This window comes from Serratia sp. JSRIV004, assembly GCF_019968705.1.
Taxonomy (GTDB): domain Bacteria; phylum Pseudomonadota; class Gammaproteobacteria; order Enterobacterales; family Enterobacteriaceae; genus Chania; species Chania fonticola_B.
Window position 1 is genome coordinate 3,757,079 of record NZ_CP074140.1, and the last position, 19,857, is coordinate 3,776,935.

21 protein-coding genes are annotated in these 19,857 nt (G+C 54.1%); 11 read left to right on the plus strand and 10 right to left on the minus strand.

Annotation, left to right across the window (positions count from 1 at the left end):
* Positions 1 to 57: 57 nt before the first annotated feature.
* Together KGP21_RS18075 and KGP21_RS18080 are read right to left on the minus strand one after the other, a co-directional pair.
* On the minus strand, positions 58 to 756 hold the full coding sequence (locus KGP21_RS18075) for an MgtC family protein (RefSeq protein WP_021180910.1): 699 nt from the start codon (positions 754 to 756) through the stop codon (positions 58 to 60).
* A 474-nt stretch (positions 757 to 1,230) separates the two neighbouring features.
* Entirely contained in the window at positions 1,231 to 2,103 is an 873-nt protein-coding gene (locus KGP21_RS18080) for a LysR substrate-binding domain-containing protein (protein WP_179248870.1), read from the minus strand.
* A 105-nt stretch (positions 2,104 to 2,208) separates the two neighbouring features.
* Here KGP21_RS18080 and KGP21_RS18085 point away from each other — a divergent pair, with 105 nt between their 5' ends.
* Positions 2,209 to 3,621, plus strand: a complete 1,413-nt coding sequence (locus tag KGP21_RS18085; protein ID WP_223538536.1) for a pyridoxal-dependent decarboxylase — start codon at positions 2,209 to 2,211, stop codon at positions 3,619 to 3,621.
* On the opposite strand, the gene KGP21_RS18090 is transcribed toward KGP21_RS18085, so the two are convergent.
* The gene (locus KGP21_RS18090) at positions 3,575 to 4,312 is read right to left on the minus strand and encodes a GNAT family N-acetyltransferase (protein WP_223535925.1); all 738 of its coding nucleotides are present in this window, start codon (positions 4,310 to 4,312) and stop codon (positions 3,575 to 3,577) included. The genes KGP21_RS18085 and KGP21_RS18090 overlap by 47 nt on opposite strands.
* Before the next feature lie 686 nt (positions 4,313 to 4,998).
* Here KGP21_RS18090 and rcsA point away from each other — a divergent pair.
* The gene (rcsA, locus tag KGP21_RS18095) at positions 4,999 to 5,628 is read left to right on the plus strand and encodes a transcriptional regulator RcsA (RefSeq protein ID WP_021805736.1); all 630 of its coding nucleotides are present in this window, start codon (positions 4,999 to 5,001) and stop codon (positions 5,626 to 5,628) included.
* Between the two features lie 188 nt (positions 5,629 to 5,816).
* Here rcsA and dsrB read toward each other — a convergent pair whose 3' ends face one another.
* The 3 genes from dsrB to KGP21_RS18110 all read right to left on the minus strand — a co-directional run bounded on the left by dsrB (position 5,817) and on the right by KGP21_RS18110 (position 7,626).
* Positions 5,817 to 6,017 (minus strand): protein DsrB, encoded by a 201-nt coding sequence (gene dsrB, locus KGP21_RS18100; RefSeq protein WP_021180904.1) that lies wholly within the window; start codon positions 6,015 to 6,017, stop codon positions 5,817 to 5,819.
* 245 nt (positions 6,018 to 6,262) lie between these two features.
* The gene (cspE, locus tag KGP21_RS18105) at positions 6,263 to 6,475 is read right to left on the minus strand and encodes a transcription antiterminator/RNA stability regulator CspE (protein ID WP_004946278.1); all 213 of its coding nucleotides are present in this window, start codon (positions 6,473 to 6,475) and stop codon (positions 6,263 to 6,265) included.
* Positions 6,476 to 6,762: 287 nt separating this feature from the next.
* Positions 6,763 to 7,626: an ion transporter gene (locus tag KGP21_RS18110; RefSeq protein WP_021805737.1), complete on the minus strand. Its 864-nt coding sequence runs from the start codon at positions 7,624 to 7,626 to the stop codon at positions 6,763 to 6,765.
* A gap of 204 nt (positions 7,627 to 7,830) precedes the next feature.
* Here KGP21_RS18110 and KGP21_RS18115 point away from each other — a divergent pair, with 204 nt between their 5' ends.
* On the plus strand, positions 7,831 to 8,040 hold the full coding sequence (locus KGP21_RS18115) for a hypothetical protein (RefSeq protein WP_021805739.1): 210 nt from the start codon (positions 7,831 to 7,833) through the stop codon (positions 8,038 to 8,040).
* A 136-nt stretch (positions 8,041 to 8,176) separates the two neighbouring features.
* On the plus strand, positions 8,177 to 9,184 hold the full coding sequence (locus tag KGP21_RS18120) for an NAD(P)H-quinone oxidoreductase (RefSeq protein WP_179252785.1): 1,008 nt from the start codon (positions 8,177 to 8,179) through the stop codon (positions 9,182 to 9,184).
* Between the two features lie 75 nt (positions 9,185 to 9,259).
* On the opposite strand, the gene KGP21_RS18125 is transcribed toward KGP21_RS18120, so the two are convergent.
* Entirely contained in the window at positions 9,260 to 9,649 is a 390-nt protein-coding gene (locus KGP21_RS18125) for a YidB family protein (protein WP_021180899.1), read from the minus strand.
* A gap of 85 nt (positions 9,650 to 9,734) precedes the next feature.
* Positions 9,735 to 9,983, minus strand: a complete 249-nt coding sequence (locus tag KGP21_RS18130; protein ID WP_021805741.1) for a GlsB/YeaQ/YmgE family stress response membrane protein — start codon at positions 9,981 to 9,983, stop codon at positions 9,735 to 9,737.
* A gap of 368 nt (positions 9,984 to 10,351) precedes the next feature.
* Here KGP21_RS18130 and KGP21_RS18135 point away from each other — a divergent pair, with 368 nt between their 5' ends.
* Both KGP21_RS18135 and KGP21_RS18140 read left to right on the plus strand, forming a co-directional pair.
* A complete protein-coding gene (locus KGP21_RS18135) occupies positions 10,352 to 10,768 on the plus strand; it encodes a VOC family protein (RefSeq protein WP_094983075.1) in 417 nt (138 codons plus the stop codon).
* Between the two features lie 370 nt (positions 10,769 to 11,138).
* The gene (locus KGP21_RS18140; RefSeq protein ID WP_059201128.1) at positions 11,139 to 12,695 is read left to right on the plus strand and encodes a GGDEF domain-containing protein; all 1,557 of its coding nucleotides are present in this window, start codon (positions 11,139 to 11,141) and stop codon (positions 12,693 to 12,695) included.
* Between the two features lie 2 nt (positions 12,696 to 12,697).
* On the opposite strand, the gene KGP21_RS18145 is transcribed toward KGP21_RS18140, so the two are convergent.
* Together KGP21_RS18145 and paaZ are read right to left on the minus strand one after the other, a co-directional pair.
* The gene (locus KGP21_RS18145; RefSeq protein ID WP_179252787.1) at positions 12,698 to 13,807 is read right to left on the minus strand and encodes an AAA family ATPase; all 1,110 of its coding nucleotides are present in this window, start codon (positions 13,805 to 13,807) and stop codon (positions 12,698 to 12,700) included.
* Positions 13,808 to 13,867: 60 nt separating this feature from the next.
* On the minus strand, positions 13,868 to 15,940 hold the full coding sequence (gene paaZ / locus KGP21_RS18150) for a phenylacetic acid degradation bifunctional protein PaaZ (RefSeq protein WP_223535926.1): 2,073 nt from the start codon (positions 15,938 to 15,940) through the stop codon (positions 13,868 to 13,870).
* 318 nt (positions 15,941 to 16,258) lie between these two features.
* On the opposite strand from paaZ, the gene paaA reads away from it, so the two are divergent.
* The 5 genes from paaA to paaE are packed head-to-tail and all read left to right on the plus strand — an operon-like array spanning position 16,259 to position 19,849.
* Positions 16,259 to 17,197 carry a 1,2-phenylacetyl-CoA epoxidase subunit PaaA gene (gene paaA / locus KGP21_RS18155; protein ID WP_021180892.1) on the plus strand — a complete coding sequence of 313 codons (939 nt, stop codon included), beginning with the start codon at positions 16,259 to 16,261 and terminating at the stop codon, positions 17,195 to 17,197.
* A gap of 14 nt (positions 17,198 to 17,211) precedes the next feature.
* The gene (gene paaB, locus KGP21_RS18160; RefSeq protein ID WP_021180891.1) at positions 17,212 to 17,499 is read left to right on the plus strand and encodes a 1,2-phenylacetyl-CoA epoxidase subunit PaaB; all 288 of its coding nucleotides are present in this window, start codon (positions 17,212 to 17,214) and stop codon (positions 17,497 to 17,499) included.
* Positions 17,500 to 17,508: 9 nt separating this feature from the next.
* Complete coding sequence (paaC, locus tag KGP21_RS18165; RefSeq protein WP_223535927.1) at positions 17,509 to 18,270, plus strand: 1,2-phenylacetyl-CoA epoxidase subunit PaaC; 762 nt, start codon at positions 17,509 to 17,511, stop codon at positions 18,268 to 18,270.
* An 8-nt stretch (positions 18,271 to 18,278) separates the two neighbouring features.
* Positions 18,279 to 18,776 (plus strand): 1,2-phenylacetyl-CoA epoxidase subunit PaaD, encoded by a 498-nt coding sequence (paaD, locus tag KGP21_RS18170; RefSeq protein ID WP_094983088.1) that lies wholly within the window; start codon positions 18,279 to 18,281, stop codon positions 18,774 to 18,776.
* Between the two features lie 14 nt (positions 18,777 to 18,790).
* Positions 18,791 to 19,849 carry a 1,2-phenylacetyl-CoA epoxidase subunit PaaE gene (gene paaE, locus KGP21_RS18175; protein ID WP_223535928.1) on the plus strand — a complete coding sequence of 353 codons (1,059 nt, stop codon included), beginning with the start codon at positions 18,791 to 18,793 and terminating at the stop codon, positions 19,847 to 19,849.
* Positions 19,850 to 19,857 lie beyond the last annotated feature (8 nt).

Sequence of the window (19,857 nt, forward strand, 5' to 3'; positions counted from 1 at the left end):
CTGGGGTGAGTTTGCATAACACCTCCTTATCACCCTATTGGTGAAGGTTATTTATCGTTAAACGGGTAATTCTGACGCCACGCGCCAATGCACGGCACTCACGCTGCGTTCTAAACTAATACGGCAGACAATGCCCTCAATCTCTTTTTGCGCGGCCGGATTAGCCACAATTTCCGCACAGACTTCCAACTGACCAGGAATGGCAATATCGGCGCTACGCAGCGATTGCAAACGTAATGCCACGCCGTTCAATGCCTGTAGGATCAGGGTACGAACCAGGATTTCATCCTGCTCCCCACAGGTGACCTGGACGCGATAACGCAGCTCCAGATCCACCGCCTGTTGCTGGGGTTGCAGATTAATACGCTGCGCTGCTTCACGCAGCAGGATATTGGCACACAGGATCACCAGGGTGGCGCAGACGGCTTCCCAATGCTGCCCCAGGCCACATAACACGCCGATGGCAGCAGAGCACCACAAGGTGGCCGCCGTGTTCAGGCCGCGGATATTCAGCCCTTCCCGCATAATTACACCGGCACCGAGAAAACCGATACCGGAAACGATCTGCGCCGCAATACGCCCCGCGCTGGAAGGTTCGGTGTCAAAAGAGCTCAGGATAAACACTGCGGCTCCGGTCGCAACCAAAGAATTGGTACGCAAACCCGCCATACGCTGACGCCATTGACGCTCGGCACCAATAACGGCACCCAGGCCCATTGCCAGGAATAAATTCAGGATAAAAGGAGTCATAGCCATGATCTTCCCCTTAATTAATCATTGAGGTTGAATCATGTGCTGTTAAGCACACGCGAAATCGCGCCGATAATTAATCAGCGGGTCAGCGTTTGAGTGCCTGGAGGGAAAAGGCCGTGGTGATGGTTAAATACCATAATCATATCCGAATCAATACGCCCAATGCGCAAGCGCCTCGGGGACAACAATCATGTTCGGGTTTGCACAGCTCGGAATAACTAGAGAGGGGTGCTGCCCGCCGTGTTCGGCAAGCAACAAATCACAGGAGATTGGTCAACTTGCCTTTATTATTTCGCTACTACTGCAACTGTCCAATTGGTTTTCTCCACGGTAATTTTGGCTGGAGTATAGTGACATGAGGTTGTGAAGTAAAGGTTATATTATTAAACGAAGACTAAACCGAATATTCCCCTTATTTAATGACTGTTATAGGAACAATAATATAAGAAAGCTAATCGGGCGCCGCAATGCGGCCCCCTACGCTACGAGGCGCTGTTGTAACCAGTTCAGTAACGCTGCCACCTCAGGCGTTAAACCAGCGGCTTGTGGCCACACCAGATAGACATCGCTATCGTTCAAATGCAGCGCAGCCGACAATGGCACCAAGCGCCCTGCTGCAATCGCATCCTTCGCCAACACGGCCTTCACCAGCGCAATACCAAACCCCTGCTCGGCTGCGCGCAGCAGTAACCCTGCATCGTTGAACAGCGCCAACTGTTGTCCACCGCCAATTCTCCCTACGGCGCTAAACCAGCTATGCCAGGGAGTGACGTCATGCTCAAGCAAGGGGGTGTGTGGATCTCCAGCATCAAATGCCTCCTGCCATTGCCTGGCCAGCTCCGGGGCCGCTACCGGCAGCACTACTCCTGAGGCGATACGCTGAGCCTGAACGCCTGGCCATTGGCCATCACCAATGCGGATCGCGGCATCGAATCCTTTACGGCCGAGATCCTGAATCGCCAGCGAGGCGTCAATATCCAATCGGATCCCAGGGCAATCACGATGAAACTCCGCCAATCTGGGCAACAACCAGTAATGCGCAAAGGAAGGCAGTACGCTGATGCGCAACATCTGGCTTTCCGCTATCCGCCTGGCCCGGTCAACGCCCTGTTGCAAAGCGAGTAAGGCAGGCTCAGCTGCTGCCAGCAGTTCGCGCCCCGCAGCATTTAGCCGTACCCCACGCCCGGAGCGGTCAAAGAGTGGATAGCCAATAGCCTGTTCAAGCTGCTGAATTTGTTGGCTAACGGCTCCATGAGTCAGGCTGACGCGTTGCGCCGTGGCACGCAAATTCTCCAACCGGGCAGCGATCACAAAGGTTGGCAAAATATGCAGAGGAAGACGCTCAATCATTACTGGTTAGCCTTACTATCCAAAAGGGTCATTTTTTATCGATATTAGCACTAATCAGGATCGCCTATAGTGCAAACATATTCACCCCGAACCCAAGGCATGACCATGCACCCACGTTTGCAGCAGGATCTCGACGATTTACCCCGCATACTTGACCATACCAACCAATTGGCGCAGGGCTTCCTTGCCAGTTTAAACCAGCGCCCGGTATGCCCGCCGTTGGCCGAACAACAGTTGCAAACCGGTGACGATCGGCTGGCCGAAGAGGGTTGCGGGGCGCTAGTGGCATTAGAAGAGTTTTGGCAGCGCTATGAGGCTGGCCTTTCCGGCAGTGCCGGGCCGCGTTACTTTGGCTTTGTCACTGGCGGTAGCACGCCTGCGGCGCTGGCTGCCGACTGGTTGGTTAGCACTGCCGACCAGAATAGCCAACTGAGCCATGATACCGTGGCGGCCGCGATCGAGCTGGCAACGATTGAGCAATTGAAAACCCTGCTGCAACTGCCCGCCGACTTCAGCGGCAGCTTTGTCAGCGGTGCCACCATGGCCAACTTCACCGGGATTGCCATCGGCCGCCAGTGGCTAGGGCAGCAGCGTGGGATCGATGTGGCACAGTTTGGCTTGGCCGCCTTGGGGCCGATTCAGGTCCTTTCTGCCAATGCGCATGCCAGCAGCGTGAAAGCGCTCAGCATGCTCGGTATTGGGCGTGATGCTTTAAAGTCTATTGCCAGCCAGGCTGATTGCGAAGCTATTGATATCGACGCGCTGGAGCGTCATCTTGCCGCCACGCCAGATATCCCAACGATAGTGCTCGCCAGCGCAGGTACGGTAAACACCGGCGTTTTCGACGATCTGCCCCACCTGCTGGCACTGCGTGCACGCTATCCCTTCTGGCTGCATGTTGATGCCGCCTTTGGTGGGATCGCGGCCTGTTATCCCCGCTTGGCCCATCTGCTGAACGGTTGGCACCAGGCGGACTCAATCACCGTAGATGCCCATAAATGGCTGAATGTCCCTTATGACAGCGCCATTCAATTTACCCGTCATCTGGCATTGCAGATGCAGGTTTTCCAGAATCACTCGTCCTATCTGGAGGCCCCCACGTTGCGCCCAGACAACTATTTGCACCTGACGCCCGAGAACTCGCGGCGTTTTCGCGCCCTGCCCTTGTGGATGGCATTGAAAGCTTACGGCAGCAGCGGTATGCGGGAGATCGTCGAGCGTAACGTGACGTTGGCGCGACGTTTAGGTGACGGATTGGCGACCAGTGAAGGCTTCCGCCTGCTGGCCCCAGTGGAACTGAATATCGTATGTTTTGCGCTGAAGGGCGTTACAGGCGATGCCACTGCCGCACGCAACAGATTCATCGATCGCCTGGATCGGCACGGCGTGGTGCGCTGCACGCCCACCAGCTATGCGGGCCAACCGGGTATTAGGGCAGCTCTGGTGAATTGGATGACTGAAGAGCAGGATATTACTTTGGCGCTGGCATCAATGCAGGCTTGTCGGCCTGAGGTCTGAAAGTGGCGAGGCTTTGCTTCTGCTGGCCGTCGGTTGTGATATTCAACGGCGATAGCCAGGCGGTAAACGCCTCGCGCAATACCGGCCATTCACCATCAATGATGGATAGCCAGTCCGTGTCGCGGTTGCGCCCTTTTCTGGTCATCGCCTGGCGAAAAGTCCCCTCAAAGGTGAAGCCCATACGCAGTGCAGCCTCGCGAGAGGGGGCATTCAGACGATCGCATTTCCATTCGCAACGGCGAAAGCCCAAGTCGTCAAAAGCGTGCTTGAGCATCAGAAAGATGGCTTCACTCCCCATCGCTCGCCGCTTCATCAAGGGTGACCAGTTGATCATCCCCAGCTCAACCACCCCGTTGGGTTGGTCGATGTTCAAGAAAGCACAGGTGCCGACCGCTTTACCGGTAGTCGCATCTATCACCGCCAAGGTGTTTCTTCCCTGGGTTGCCAGCTGTTGCTGCAAGTACTGCTGGAAAACAGATGGCTCCGTGGGACGTTCACTAGACAGATAGGTCCAGTCGCGCCCGTCTTCCGCCAGTTGGTAGGCATGAAACAACTCATCGGCACGGCGCGCGATATCCATCGGCTGCAAGCAGCAGAAACGCCCTTGGAGATTCTGTTTTCCCGGTTCACCCGCAGGTTGCCAGCCCTCAAGCGCTGTACCTATGGGTTGCCCAAACTGATTGTGGTCCACCCGTCCTCCTGGTTGTGAGTTGAAATCGCCTCTAGCAGCATTTCGTTGCCTCTGCGCAGTAAGATACGTCAGGAAAATCGATATGTCGCGGATAAGTTATTCACTGATGAATAATTAACAAATGAAATAATTTACAATTGTTATTTAATTAGCGACCCCCATGGTTAGCAGAACTACTTATTTTGACTTGATTCCGATCATAAGCTCCTTCCTCAAGCGTATAAAAGTAACTAAGAATCGTTACCATTTAAGCCAATACATTGATACAATCAATTGAATAAGAATACTTAATGGCGTCAGGTGATGAAACAGAAGCAATACTATCAGTCAAAAAACCGCCAACGCTGGCGTCATTACGAGCGATAAGAGAACCTTAAGAATCATCTGATTAACGGAAAATAGTACCACGATGAAAATAGCTAACCTTAGCAACAAATTTAAGGCTGACTACCCGGCGCCTACTGATATTTCCAGCCGCAAAATCGCCACAGCATAATAAGTCGACTTAAGCTAAACTGATGCTTTTGGTAGATTTAAAAATATAATTCGAAAAGACGTTGAGTCATGCCGGTTTTATTGATAGAAAGTTGCATTCATAAGATGTGATTTTTTTATAACTTTTAGCCTTTTATCTTCAGGCTTTTCTTTTTATAACCGCGTGGAAACGGACTTAAGTGGGAGGCTCTATGCCAATAATCATTATGGATTCATGCAGTTACACTAGATTAGGATTAACCGACTACCTGACGTCGCACGGGATGAAAAAGCGTCATATTAGCGCCGTCAATCATATCGACGGCCTGCATGAGAAGTGCGCCAAACTTAAGCCTAATATGGTATTCCTGAATGAAGACTGCTTCATTCATGAAGCGGATGCGACAGAAAGAATAAAACGCGTGATATCTCTTAATCCCGATACTTTATTCTTTATTTTCATGGCCATCACCAACGTACATTTCGACGATTATTTATACGTCCGCAAGAACGTGATCATCTCGTCAAAATCGATTAAACCGCAAACCATGAGTCAGTTGCTTAACCACTACCTCGAAAGAAAGCTGGTTCGCCCGGAAAAAAACTCGCTGGATCAGACACCTGTCACACTAAGCCAAACCGAGTCAAACATGCTGCGCATGTGGATGTCCGGCCAAGGCACCATCCAGATCTCCGATCAAATGCAGATCAAGGTGAAAACCGTCTCTTCCCATAAGGGAAACATCAAAAGAAAGATCAAAACCCACAACAAGCAGATCATCTACCATGTTGTCCGCCTGACCGACACGCTTACCAGCGGCATTTTCGTCAACAGCCGTTGATAGCCATTACGACCAAATAAAGCGACAGCGGAACGCAGTGGTGTAGAGTTCGACAGAAAAACGCCCGTTTTCAGCGGCAATGCTGCCGCTACGGGTATTTGGACAGACTTTCAACACCGCATGACAGTGTGGCCAGGTTTAAGCCCGCCAGCCAGACCAGCGGCAAGCAGGTAAATGCAGGCAAAGATTTAATCCTGTTCAGCGCTGCGCAATTCTACAAAGGTGCCATCGCGACTATCGATCTCATTGAAGAACCACACGCCCGCCGGATAATCTTCCAGTGACACCAGATACATCGTGCCTTCATTAAACACTTCAACTTCCAGCACTACCCCTTCACGACGAGGGCCACCGTCGGTCTTTACCGTCACCAGATCGTTAACTTTCATGCTCTACCTCGTTATTTATCCCGGATATCAGTCTATTACAGTTGACGAAAAGAACCCACCGTTGCGTAATGCACTCCGCCTCTGAGCCATCATGCTACGCCCCCCCATTAAGCTTAGCAGAACTGAGACAGGGTCTTTCAGACCTCTGGAATAGCGCGTTAAACGTCTCTGCGCCCCACCGTGCTCATATCACAGACACAAAAAAACCCGCCTTGGCGGGTTTTTGTTAATCAGCGAGAGGCCGATTAGATAGCGGTAACGTTAGCCGCTGACGGACCTTTAGCACCGTTCTCGATAGAGAACTGTACGTTCTGGCCTTCAGCCAGGGTCTTGAAGCCTTGATCCTGAATTGCAGAGAAGTGTACGAACACGTCTTTGCTGCCGTCTGCAGGAGTGATGAAACCAAAACCTTTAGACTCGTTGAACCACTTCACTTGACCTTTGATCATGTTAGACATGTTGAATTCCTTCAATAAAAAATTTAAGCCACCATGGGCATGAAATAGCCGGTCATCAGTTACTTATGGAGGCACTAGAAAGGAAATTCGTCAGTGAAGAGCTATCAAGGATAACGCTTTAAATTTGAACTACTTTACTCAAAATGTCGTGCATAAATAGGTCTGTACCACAGGCCGAGAATCATTAACTCATGTCGGGCGTATAATAGCAACTCTTTTTAGCTCGTGAGGCTGGAAAGGGAGACCAAACGCACAGAATTTGCTCCCACCTGGCGAAATTATCGGCGTTATCTTGCGGATTTCACTGACAATGGTGGTAACGCAGCGCCACAAAATTTACAAAACTTCGCCTCGGCTTCATGCCCACCGCGGTCGCATTGTGCACAATGGCGCTGTTCCCGATAGCGCTGCATCTCCTGCGACATGTAGGCGGTCAGGATCCCCGTAGGCACCGCAATAATCGAATACCCTACCAGGATCAGCACCGAAGCCAGCATCCGCCCTAATGGCGTGTGGGGCACAATATCACCGTAGCCCACGGTGGTTAACGTGACTACCGCCCAATACATCGATGCGCCAAGGCTGGTAAATCCACCACTGCCTCCCTCCACCGCGTACATCAAGCCACCAAATACGCACAGCATCACGCCGACAAAACCAAAGAACAGGGTCAGCTTATGGCGCGCCAGCTTGATACTGCGCCAGACAATGCTCATCTCACTCATGTAGCGCAACAGTTTCAACACCCGCAACACGCGCAGGATCCGCAATACACGCAGCAGAGCAATATACTCCACCGCCATATGCGGGAATATCCAGATGATATACATCGGCAACATCGTCAGCAGATCGACGATACCGAAAAAGCTGATGGCATAGCGCTCTTTACTCGGCGTGCACCAAAGCCGCAACAGATACTCCACCGTAAAAAGGGTGGTGAAAAAGACCTCCGCCAAAAACAGCTGATACAACACTTGGGCATTAGGAGTATACAGCGAGCTGCCGCCGGGTTCGATAAACAGCAACAGCACGCTGAGCAGCGCCGTGCTCACCCAAAATAGCTGCATCCTGCGCCCAGTGCGGGTTTGGTTGCTGAACAACAGCTGATAGCTACGCTGGCGCAGGGTCTGCTTTCGCACTTTGTTGGTCATAATCCATTGTCTGCTCAAAAGGTTTGCGCTCATACTAAATCTGAACCTCCTTGCCACCAAATTTAACCCATGACAGGATCATGAGAAAACGGGCGCCAAGCCGCAAAACGGCCCAGCGTCATATTTCCATCACAAAAATGTCACAATCCAGCCATATGATGGCTAGCGATTATCCGCTCCGGGTTAACACCAAGGATTTCGCCTATGAACACCGTAAAAGCCATTAATCACCAGCAGGCAGAGACGCTGATCCGTTCAGGATCGGCGAAAAAGATTGAGCTGGCCTATGACATTGACAGCGACGATTTTTTCCAGCTCGCCAGCCTGTGGTGCGATCAGGGTGCCAAGATTTCCAAAGGCAAAAAGCACTTTATCGTCTCGCTGAAAGGTTTTCGTATCCCACCAAACGACTGATCCTCTGCCCCTCTGCGGCGGTATTTCTGCTTGTCTAGACAAAACCGCCCTTTCGCACACATGCCAACTCTGTTATCCCTATAAGATAATCCAGCCGGGAATACCCCGAATACGCAGATTGATCAAGGAGAACGGCATGTCAGCCAACGCACAACTACCTGAAAAAATGAAGGTCATCGAAATCAGCCAGCCGGGCGAACCAGAGGTTCTGGTGAGTGCGGAGCGCCCGTTACCGGTATTGGGCCAGGGTGAAATACTGGTGAAAGTCGCTGCCGCCGGCGTCAACCGCCCGGATGTTCTGCAGCGTCGTGGGCAATATGCGCCACCTCCGGGCGCCTCGGACATTCCAGGGTTGGAAATTGCTGGCACGGTGGTAGCCGTTGGCGTTGGGGTACAACGCTATGCCCCTGGTGATGCAGTATGTGCTCTGATCGCCGGTGGAGGCTATGCCGAATACTGCAAGGTGCATGAAAGCAATGCGCTGCCGGTCCCGAAAGGCCTCAGCATGATTGAAGCGGCCGCCATGCCGGAAACCTTCTTCACCGTTTGGGTCAACGTATTTCAACGTGGTCATCTTCGGGCCGGGGAAACCGTGCTGATCCACGGTGGCACGTCTGGCATTGGCACGGTTGCCACCCTGTTGGCCAAAGCGTTCTGCGCCTATGTCATCACTACCGTTGGTTCTGAAGAAAAGCGTGAGGCCAGCCTGGCATTGGGTGCCGACGTCGCCATCAACTACCGCACTGAAGATTTTGTCGAGCTGACCAAAACCGCCACCAACGGCAAAGGAGCCGATGTCATCGTCGATCTGATCGCGGGGGATTACGTGGAGAAGAACTACCGTGCCGCCGCAATGGACGGGCGTATCGTACAAATCGGCACGCAAAACGGCATAGTGAAGGAACTGAACCTGATGCCACTGCTGCTTAAGCGCCTGACCCATACCGGCTCAACGCTGCGGCAGCGCAGTGTGGAAGATAAAGCCCAGATCGCTGCCGAACTGGAGCTGAAAGTGTGGCCGTTGCTGGAACGCGGGGAGTTAAAGCCGCAGATTTTCCAGACTTTCCCGTTAGAGCAAGCCGCACAGGCCCATGCCCTGATGGAGTCTAGTGCGCATATCGGTAAAATTATGCTGACGCTGTAATGGCAACCCTCCGGCCATAAACCGGAGGGCTAGGCTGTGTCCCTCAATTGACCGTGGTGCCGTCGCAGTCCCATATCAGCCGAACAGTTTACCTTTCAGCAAATCCATCCCGGCGCTCATCAGATCGCCGCCCTGTGGCTCCTGGCCATTGGGTGACAGTTTATCGGTGATCATCGGCAAATACTGGGCAATCAGAGCAGAAGCCTGTGCCGGATCGATCCCCAATTTGCCTGCCAGTTGTGCAATGGCATCGGTACTTAACGCCTGCTCAACGTGTTCACCGCTGATTGGCTGATTTTCACCCGTGCCGATCCAGGAGGCGACCACGTCCGCCAAATTTCCCTGGCGGAATTTGTCCAGGATAGCCGGCAGGCCACCTTGCTGTTCAACCCACTGCAAGATGGCGCTGTAATCCATTCCTTTGCCACCGCTCAATGCTCCGACTAACCCATCCAGTAATCCCATCGCTATCCCCTTCTCAAACGCTGTACGTTCATCGTATTTAAAAGAAAAAGGGCCGCCGCAGCGACCCCAGTTGATCGAACCCGGCTTAGCTTCTGATCTTTCTGTAGACAAAAAGCACCACCAGGGCACCGATAACAGCAACCACAAAGCTGCCCAGGTTAAAGCCATCAACCCGGCCCATACCGAAGAAGGTACTGATATAGCCGCCGACAACCGCACCCACCACACCCAGGATCACGGTCATGATGAAGCCGCCGCCGTCTTTACCCGGCATGATCCACTTGGCCAAAATACCGGCGATTAACCCAAAAACGATCCAGGAAATGATACCCATTTTTACTCTCCCTCATTAACCCGTTGCCCGAACTTGCTGGCAATGCCATTATCAAGACGTTGTCCGCCAGCGACCACCCGCTGACAGTATTTACGTCTCTGTACCTTACTACTATAGTCAAAAATCAGCGAGTTACCTACCTCTTGCAGTCTGAAAATCACTGCGTGTAATTTGTGCAATTTTCATCCAGCTGTCATATTGAGTGGCGATAATCAGCTATACTCAATGATGCTCAACCGAACTTCGACCGAGGATAGCGCCATGAGCAACCCCCCTTTCATGCTGTTTTTGGTTTTGGTTTATACCTTGGCCGCCGTGTGGGATGGTTCCGCTGCGCTGTTGTTTATGTGAAAGAAACAGGAGGAGCCATGCTGATTCAACCCTATCTGTTTTTTGCCGGTGACTGTGAGCAAGCGGTGAATTTTTATGCCCAGCAGCTAAACGGCAATATAGAAATCATGATGCGTTACAAAGATATCCCGGCAGAGGAGCAGCAAAATGGGCCGTCCAATGCCGACCCTGACTCGATTATGCATGCCAGGCTGGTGATCGGGGATAACGTCATTATGGCATCGGATGGATGCCCGGCCGACTCAAGCGGGCAGACACATAGAGGGTATTCACTGTCGATCCGCAGTGAGAGCGTCGAGCAAGGTGGCGAGGTATTTAACCGGCTAGCCCAAGGTGGCACCATCACCATGCCTTTCCAACCGACCTTCTGGGCCAAGGGCTTTGGCATGCTGACCGATAAGTTCGGTGTCAACTGGATGGTCAACGTCGAGTAATCGCACGGTGCAGTGCCTGGCTGTGAGGATAGGCACTGCCCAACGCCAACGATGCCAGCTAGCAGCCACCAGTGAGAACAAGACAAACAACACCAGCAACAATACCAGAGCCAACCGCCAGAAAGGTGCTTTGCGCCGCTGGTAGGCGATAATCATCAATCCGGCCAGCGCCAGAAGCGTAAACGGGTAATATACCGCCAGTATCAGTAAAACCTGCATCATAGCGTCAGATAATGCTGCCATGCGCCCCCCCCGATACCAATTTATGCTGAACATATCCCGGAAATATAACGGAACATGCAAGATGGAAATAGAAGGGTTAAGATTGTTCGCAATCCCCGTACCTAACTGATTCCATGACAGGAATGCTATGCTAGCACCCCAGCTCCCGCCCCAAAAACAGCCATTATCCGGGAAAAACAAAAACTCGCCGTTACTCTACCAGGCTGGTGTGTTCGTTATTATCGTCGTGCTCACCTTAATCATGTTCAATGCCTGGCAAATCTGGAACGCTCATCAACGCAATCTGCAGATTGCCGAAAATGACTCGCAGAATCTGGCCAGATCGCTGGCGCAACATGCCGAAGATACTTTTGCGCAGATAGACAATAACCTGATCGATCTCAGCGAACGCATTGAAACCGATGGCTTAGGCCAACCCCAGCGTTTACGCCTGCAAAAAATCATGCAGACTCAGGCCAGTAACTTTCCGCAACTGCATGGCAGTTTTATCTATGATGCTCAGGGCAACTGGATCCTGACGTCCAACGGTAAACCCCTCAGCCATGCCAATAATGCTGACCGGGCCTACTTTAAATACCACCTCACCCACAACAATAATATGATTTATATCGGCGAGGTGATCCGCAGCCGCTCGACCGGCGATTTGGTTATCCCGGTATCGCGCCGCCTGAACCTTGCGGACGGCAGCTTTGCCGGCGTGGTCATTTCGACGCTGTATGTCGATTATTTCCGCCAGTTTTACAACACCTTTGCCCTTAACAACGATGCCTCACTCAGCCTGATACTGGCTGACGGCTCCGTTTTGTACCGCCGCCCTTACAATGAGAATGCCATCGGGAAAAACATCTCCCACAGCATTTTCTTCCGCGAAGTTCTGCCGCATTCGTCCTTTGGCAACGTCACCATGCTCTCACAATTCGACAATGTTGAACGGATATATGGTTATTCGCGGGTGGAACGCTATCCACTGGTGATCACCGCCGGGCTGTCGAAAAAAGACGTTCTGGCCGACTGGCGCAACGATGCGTCACTTTTTGCACTAGGTGGAGGAGTCCTGCTGTCCATACTGTTGGCCCTGGGGTTGGTGCTGATACGTCAGATTAACCAGAGCGTACAGACCGAAGTCGAGCTGGTGCGCACCCGTGATCAACTGACGCTGATGAACCACACGCTGGAAGAACTGGCCTTGTTAGATGGCTTGACTGGCCTTGCCAACCGCCGCCAGTTTGATATCGCACTAAAAAACGAAATGACGCGGGCGGCGCGTAACGATCGCAGCGTAGCCCTGTTGATGCTGGATATTGATTATTTTAAACAGTTTAACGATATCTACGGCCACGTGGCTGGGGATCAGTGTTTGCAACAGTTGGGGCGCATGCTGAAAAGCATGGTCAACCGCCCTGGCGATCTGATGGCGCGTTACGGTGGAGAGGAGCTGGCGATTATTCTGCCGGATACCGATCTTCAAGGCGCAATCGCCTTTGCCGAACGGGTTCTGGAGGGCATCCGGCAGTTAAAGATCGCCCACACAGGCAGCCCCCTGGGGATGATCACCGCCAGCATCGGTGCCAGTGCTAAAGTCCCGCATCCGTATAACGATACGCCGCTGAGCTTGGTCAACCTGGCGGATAACGCCCTGTATACGGCGAAGAAAAGCGGTAAGAACCGGGTTTGCAGCCTCTAGGCTCAGGCTTGCTGCGCAACGATGGTTTCCCCCTGCTGTTGAGTGAGCTGGTAATGCGTTACGGCACAATGCTCGGCAATCAAATCCGCCAGTAACGGAGAATGGCTGGTCACCCACAGCTGACTGTAACGGCTGGCTTCAGCAATCAGTTGTGCCAACGCGGGCAACAGATCTGGGTGTAAACTGTTCTCCGGCTCGTTCAATGCCATAAAGGCCGGAGGTCTTGGGCTGAGCATAGCCACCGCCAGACACAGAAAGCGCAGCGTACCGTCGGAGAGTTCTGCCGCTTCAAGCGGCCGCAGGATCCCCTCTCGATGCATCAACAGTTCAAAACGCCCCTGCGGTGCCTGCACCTCAAACTCAGAATCAGGGAAAGCCCGCCGCAGAATGCCGCACAATAAATTACCATTGCCAATCTCGATGATGGTTCTGAATGCCGCCGCCAGATTACTACCATCGTGCGCCAGCACCGGGGCACGAATACCAACCTGTGGGACACGCAGCGGTGAACCCGGCCAAACCGCAAACTCATGGTAAAAACGCCATTGCCGCAGAATTTCCCTGGCCTGCGATAACTCGGGGTAGAGATGCGGATCGGACAACTGACCAAATACCGATTCTTCCGCATATAACACTCCGGCGTAAGCCGCCCTTTCCCCCTGAATATTGGTGAGAAATGCGGTTTGATTAACGCGTTCCAACAGACGCATCGAATTACGGCGCCGATGCCCACTCAGCCACAGCGACTCCTGCTTGACCAGTGGATCCAGCGTAAACAGGCTTGGCTCAGAACTATTATCGGGAGGGGGAAAGCCAAGCTGAATTTCATAATCAAAATCCTCCAGGGTGGCCGACAGGATCATCCGTTTGGGATCGCCGCGTTTATCGCCCAAGCGTGCTCCACCTGCCCACATCGCATTTTGAATGCCACCCTCTTCTGCCAAGGCGAGCGAAAGCCGCCCACTGGCTGCTTCATGGATTAATCGCACGGCTTTATACAGGTTGGATTTACCACATCCGTTTGGGCCACTGATCACATTTACACGGCCAAGAGTAAGCTGCACATTACGGATGGAACGAAAACCATTGAGGGTAAGCTGTTGAATAGTCATGTGTAGATCATTTCAGCAAATTATGGGGCATCTTAACATGATGCCCCCGACGATCCAGCCTTAGTGTTCCGTGTTGAAATCCCCTTCCTGGCGCGCCACCAGCGTCAGAATGCTATACAGCGCGACGGCCTGCTGATGCTGGTTGAGCACCTGTACATCCCAGACCACCACGCCATGCGGACGATCCTCGGCGGTTTTTTGCGGCTTGCGGATTTTCTTTTTACAGGTCAACCGCACCTGAATGGTGTCGCCAATCTTCACCGGTTCGATAAAACGCAGGTTTTCCATGCCGTAGTTGGCAATCACCGGCCCGACGCCCGGATCGACAAACAGCCCGGCGGCGGCAGACACCACAAAGTAACCGTGGGCCACTCGCTCACCAAACAGTGATTCCGCCGCACCGATCTTGTCCATATGCGCGTAGAAATGATCGCCGCTCAGGCAGGCAAAGTTGACAAGATCGGCTTCGGTAATGGTACGGCGGGCAGTCAGCAAGCTTTCGCCAATCTGCAACTGCTCAAAGTATTTGCGGAACGGGTGTACCTGCTCCTCCACCACGTCGGCACCCCGAACCCATTCACGGCTGATGGCCGCCAGCATCGACGGGCTGCCCTGGATTGCCGTGCGCTGCATATAGTGTTTTACCGCCCGCAGCCCACCAAGCTCTTCCCCACCGCCTGCTCGCCCAGGCCCGCCGTGCACCAGCAAAGGCAATGGTGAGCCGTGGCCGGTCGATTCAGTAGCCGCGTGGCGATCCAGCACCAACATACGGCCGTGTGCGCAGGCGGTTGCTCGAATAAACTGTGACGCCAGCTCCGCATCAGCCGTCACCAACGATCCGGCCAGGCTACCTTGCCCCAGCAACGCCAACTCAATGGCCTGTTCGGTAGTTTGATAAGGCATCAGCGTCGCCACCGGGCCAAACGCCTCGGTGCCATGTACGGCCTGATGGCGGAACGGATCGGCGCAGTACAGCAGGGTGATCGGATAAAACGCGCCTGATTGCGCGCCATCGCCCACCACCTCCAATTTATCCAGCGTAGCGCCACAGAGTGGCTCACAGCCATTGCGCATCAGGAATTCCACCTTTTGCTGCACGTCGTCGCGCTGTTCCTGATTGACCAACGCCCCCATCCGCACTTGCTCCAACACTGGGTCGCCAATTTTTACGCCCGCCAGCCGCTGCAACAGCGCTTGCTGTACCTCGGCAATGCGGGCCGCCGGAACGATAATGCGCCGGATAGCAGTACACTTTTGCCCCGCCTTGCTGGTCATTTCGCGGCTGACCTCTTTGATAAACAGCGCAAACTCCGGCATCTCTGGCGTCACGTCCTCCCCTAACACGCAGCAGTTTAACGAGTCGGCTTCCATGGTAAAGGCGATGGATTTTTCCAGCAGGCGCGGGTGGGAACGTAGCTTCTGCCCGGTTTGCGCCGAGCCGGTAAAGGTCACCGCATCCTGATAATCGAGGTGATCAAACATATCGCCCACGCCGCCGCAGATCAGTTGCAAAGCTCCTTCCGGCACCAGCCCGCTGTCGATAATCAGCTTCACCATCGCCTGTGTTAGCTGTGCCGAAGCGGTGGCGGGTTTGATGATGGCCGGCATCCCCGCCAGCCAGGTAGGTGCCAGCTTCTCCAACATTCCCCAGCAAGGGAAGTTGAAGGCGTTGATATGCAGCGCAACGCCAGGGCGAGAGGTCAGCACATGGCGTGCGGCAAACTGCAATTGCTTGGAAAGTGGGATCAGTTCATCTTCCGGCCACAGCGTATCGTCCGGCAATTCGCGCCCTGCCAATCCCGCATAGGAGAACAGCGTGGCGATACCACCTTCGATATCAACCCAGCTGTCATTGCGCGTGGCGCCGGTTTGATAGGAGATCTGATACAGCGCTTCTTTATTAGCCAGCAGGTGTTTAGCCACCGCTTTCATCATCTGGGCGCGCTGCTGAAACGTCATCTTTGCCAGCGCCGTGCCGCCCAGCTTGCGGGCATAGCTCAGGCTGGCGGCCAACGGCAGCCCGTCGGAGCAGACCTGATACAAAGGCTCGCCGGTCACGGCATGCTGGATCTGGCGGGATTGCCCCTGGCCGTACACCCAAGCGCCAGAAAGGTAACTGGTTAACTGCTGCATTTGCTCCTCCGGAATTCATAAATAGACACCATCAAGATTAATGATGTATCACATATTTTCCACTCTGCGCCAGGTTAAAATTTAACAAAAGCAAAACAAAATCATCAAACCGGTGCGTTAACGCCAACTTGATCGATAACCCAGAAAAACAAATAATCATTAAAATCAACAAAATAACAAAATACATTGTGATAGCCATCTCAAAATCACAGTATTTGCATTTGATCTTGCTGTTATCAACTTGTAACTTTACGGTTAGTTAAAGTGATTCACATTTTTGGTTTTAATGTGAAAAACATGAATCACCAAGAGGCAAGTATGACAACTGACGCACAATTTCAGCAGCACTTTGACGACAAGATCGCCGCCGATATCTCCATCGAAGCCAAAGACTGGATGCCGGATGCCTATCGCCGCAACCTGATCCGGCAAATCGGCCAACATGCGCATTCCGAAGTGGTCGGCATGTTGCCTGAAGCCAATTGGCTGACCCGCGCCCCTTCCCTACGGCGCAAAGCGGTGTTACTGGCGAAAGTCCAGGATGAGGCCGGGCACGGTCTTTATCTGTACAGCGCGGCGGAAACCCTCGGCTGCACCCGCCAGGATATCTACCAAAAGATGCTCGCCGGTCAGATGAAGTACTCCTCGATCTTCAACTATCCAACGCTGAACTGGGCTGACATTGGCGTGATCGGCTGGCTGGTCGACGGTGCCGCCATCGTCAATCAGGTAGCTCTGTGCCGTGCCTCTTACGGCCCCTATGCCAGGGCGATGGTGAAAATCTGTAAAGAAGAGAGCTTCCACCAGCGTCAAGGCTATGAAGCCGTGATGGTGATGGCCCAGGGCAGCGAAGCGCAAAAGGCTATGTTACAGGACGCCATCAACCGCTTCTGGTGGCCAGCGCTGATGATGTTTGGCCCCAACGATAGCGATTCCCCCCACAGCGCACAGAGCATGGCCTGGAAAATCAAACGCCACAGCAATGACGAGCTGCGGCAGAAGTTTATCGACAACACCGTACCGCAACTGGAAGCCCTGGGCATGACCGCCCCCGATGCCGATTTGGCATGGGATGAAGCCAGCGGACATTACCGCTTTGGCGAGATCGACTGGGCAGAGCTGCACGACGTGATCCAGGGGCGTGGGCAGTGCAACCACGAACGCCTGCAAGCCAAGCGTAAAGCCTGGGACGAAGGCAGTTGGGTACGGGATGGTGCCATGGCACATGCCAGCAAACGCGCGGCAAATGCAGCTTAATCGAGGAGAGAAAAATGACTCACGCCGAATGGCCGTTGTATGAAGTGTTTATCCGCAGCAAGCAGGGTTTGGCCCATCGCCACGTGGGCAGCCTGCATGCTGCAGACGATCAGATGGCGCTGGAAAACGCCCGCGATGCCTACACCCGACGCAGTGAGGGCTGTTCGATCTGGGTGGTGCAATCCTGCCATCTGATCGCCTCTCAAGCGGAGGATCGGGCGGCATTCTTCGATCCTTCCGACGACAAAATCTACCGTCATCCCACGTTCTACACCATCCCCGACGGCATCAAGAACATGTAGAGGCAGGCCATGACGATGAGTAACGCAGCAACAATCAGCTATGCCCTGCGCTTGGGCGATACACCGCTCATTCTGGCACAGCGCCTGTGCGCTTGGTGTGGTCATGCTCCTGAGCTGGAGATCGACCTGGCACTGGCCAATATTGGCCTCGATCTGCTGGGCCAGGCGCGCAATTTTCTGGCCTATGCCGCCGAGCTTTCCGGCCCGCAGCACAGCGAAGACAGCCTGGCCTTCGGCCGCGACGAACGTGAATTCCACAACCTGCTGTTGGCAGAACAACCCAACGGCGGCTTTAACGACACGCTGGTACGCCAGTTCTTGCTCGATACCTACCACGTGCTGCTGCACCGGGAATTGAGCCGCTGCAAAGACGGCCAACTGGCCGCCATCGCCGCCAAATCGCTGAAGGAAGCGGATTATCACCTGCGCTTCAGCCACGGCTGGATGATCCGCCTGGGTGACGGCAGTGAAATCAGCCACCAGAAGATCCAGCAGTCATTAAACGATCTGTGGCGCTTCACCGCCGAGCTGTTCCACGCCGACGAGATTGAGCTGCAATTGGCCGAACGGGGTATTGCCGTCGATCCACGCCAATTGCAGGCACCGTGGCAGGCGATGGTGAACGATACGCTGCAACAGGCCACGCTCGCGCTGCCCACCGAGCAGGCATTTCGCCACGGCGGCAAGCAAGGGCGGCACACTGAACACCTCGGCCCAATGTTGGCAGAGATGCAGTTTCTGCCACGCGCTTACCCGAACTGTAGCTGGTAGAAGCAATGATGAATATCACCCGACTGCAACCGGCCGAGATCCCGCAGATCTGGCACTGCTTACAGCAGATCAGCGATCCCGAACTGCCGGTACTGTCCATTACCGATCTGGGCATGGTACGTGACGTAGAGCGCGATGGTGCAGGCTGGCACATCACCTTTACCCCAACCTATTCCGGCTGCCCGGCGACCGAGTTCCTGCTCAACGCCATTGAACAGACGCTGAACGAGGCGGGTTTCAGCCCGGTGAAGATCACCATCAGCCTCAGCCCGGCCTGGACCACCGACTGGATGAATGCGGATGCTCGCCAGCGCCTGCGTGAATACGGCGTGGCACCACCGCAGGGGCAAACCTGTGAGAAGCCTTTAGCCAACGGCCCGGTGCAGTGCCCCCGTTGCGGCAGCGAGCACACGGAAAAGATCAGCGAGTTCGGTTCCACCGCCTGCAAAGCGCTTTACCGCTGCTGCGAATGTCGGGAACCGTTCGACTATTTCAAATGTATTTAGGAGTACTGAAAACCATGACGGTCTTTCATCGCCTGAATGTCGCAGCCATCGAGCGCGAAACCCCGGACGCCGTAGCCATCACGCTGCGCGTCCCGGACGAACTGAAATCCCATTACGGCTATACCCCCGGCCAGCACCTCACGCTCAAAGCGCGGGTCAATGGCGAAGAGCTGCGCCGCTGCTACTCCATCTGTAGCGCACCGCAGGATGGCGTATTGCAAATCGGCATCAAGGCGATCCATCAGGGGCGCTTCTCTTCGTTTATCAACCAAAGTTTGCAGGTGGGCGATGAGTTGGAAGTGATGCTGCCGCAGGGCCGTTTTGGTTACCAGCCGCAGGCACAAACCCAGGGCAACTATCTGGCGATCGCCGCCGGTTCTGGCATCACACCGATGCTGTCGATCATCAAGGCGACGTTGCAATTGGAACCCAACAGCCAGTTCACGCTGATCTACGGCAACCGCACCAGCCGCTCGGTGATGTTTAAAGAAGCCCTCTCGGATCTGAAAAACCGTTATCCACAGCGCTTCCAGCCGCTGTATCTCTTTAGCCAGGAAAATCTCGACAGCCCACTGCTCAGTGGCCGCATCGACCGTGACCATCTGACCGCGCTGGGTAACACGTTGGTGGACTTCAACGAGTTCGACCACGCCTTTATCTGCGGCCCGGAAGCGATGATGGACGACGCGCACACCGTGCTGGAGCTGGCCGGTATGCCTGTCGAGCGTATTCACAGCGAGCGTTTCAACACCAGCGGCATCGTCGCCCGGCCTGCCAATGCAGGTAGCCGCAACGCTACTCAAGTCGAGATCCGTCTTGACGGCCGCAGCCTCAAAATCGACGTCGGCAGCGAGGATGACAGCATTCTGGATGCCGCATTGCGCCAAGGAGCCGATTTGCCCTATGCCTGTAAAGGCGGCGTCTGCGCCACCTGCAAATGCAAGCTGAAGGCCGGTGAGGTGGATATGGCGATCAACTACAGCCTGGAGCCGGATCAGTTGGCGGCAGGTTATGTCTTGAGCTGCCAGTCCTGGCCACGCGGTGAAGGCGTGGTGCTGGACTTTGACGTTTAGGAGCCGAC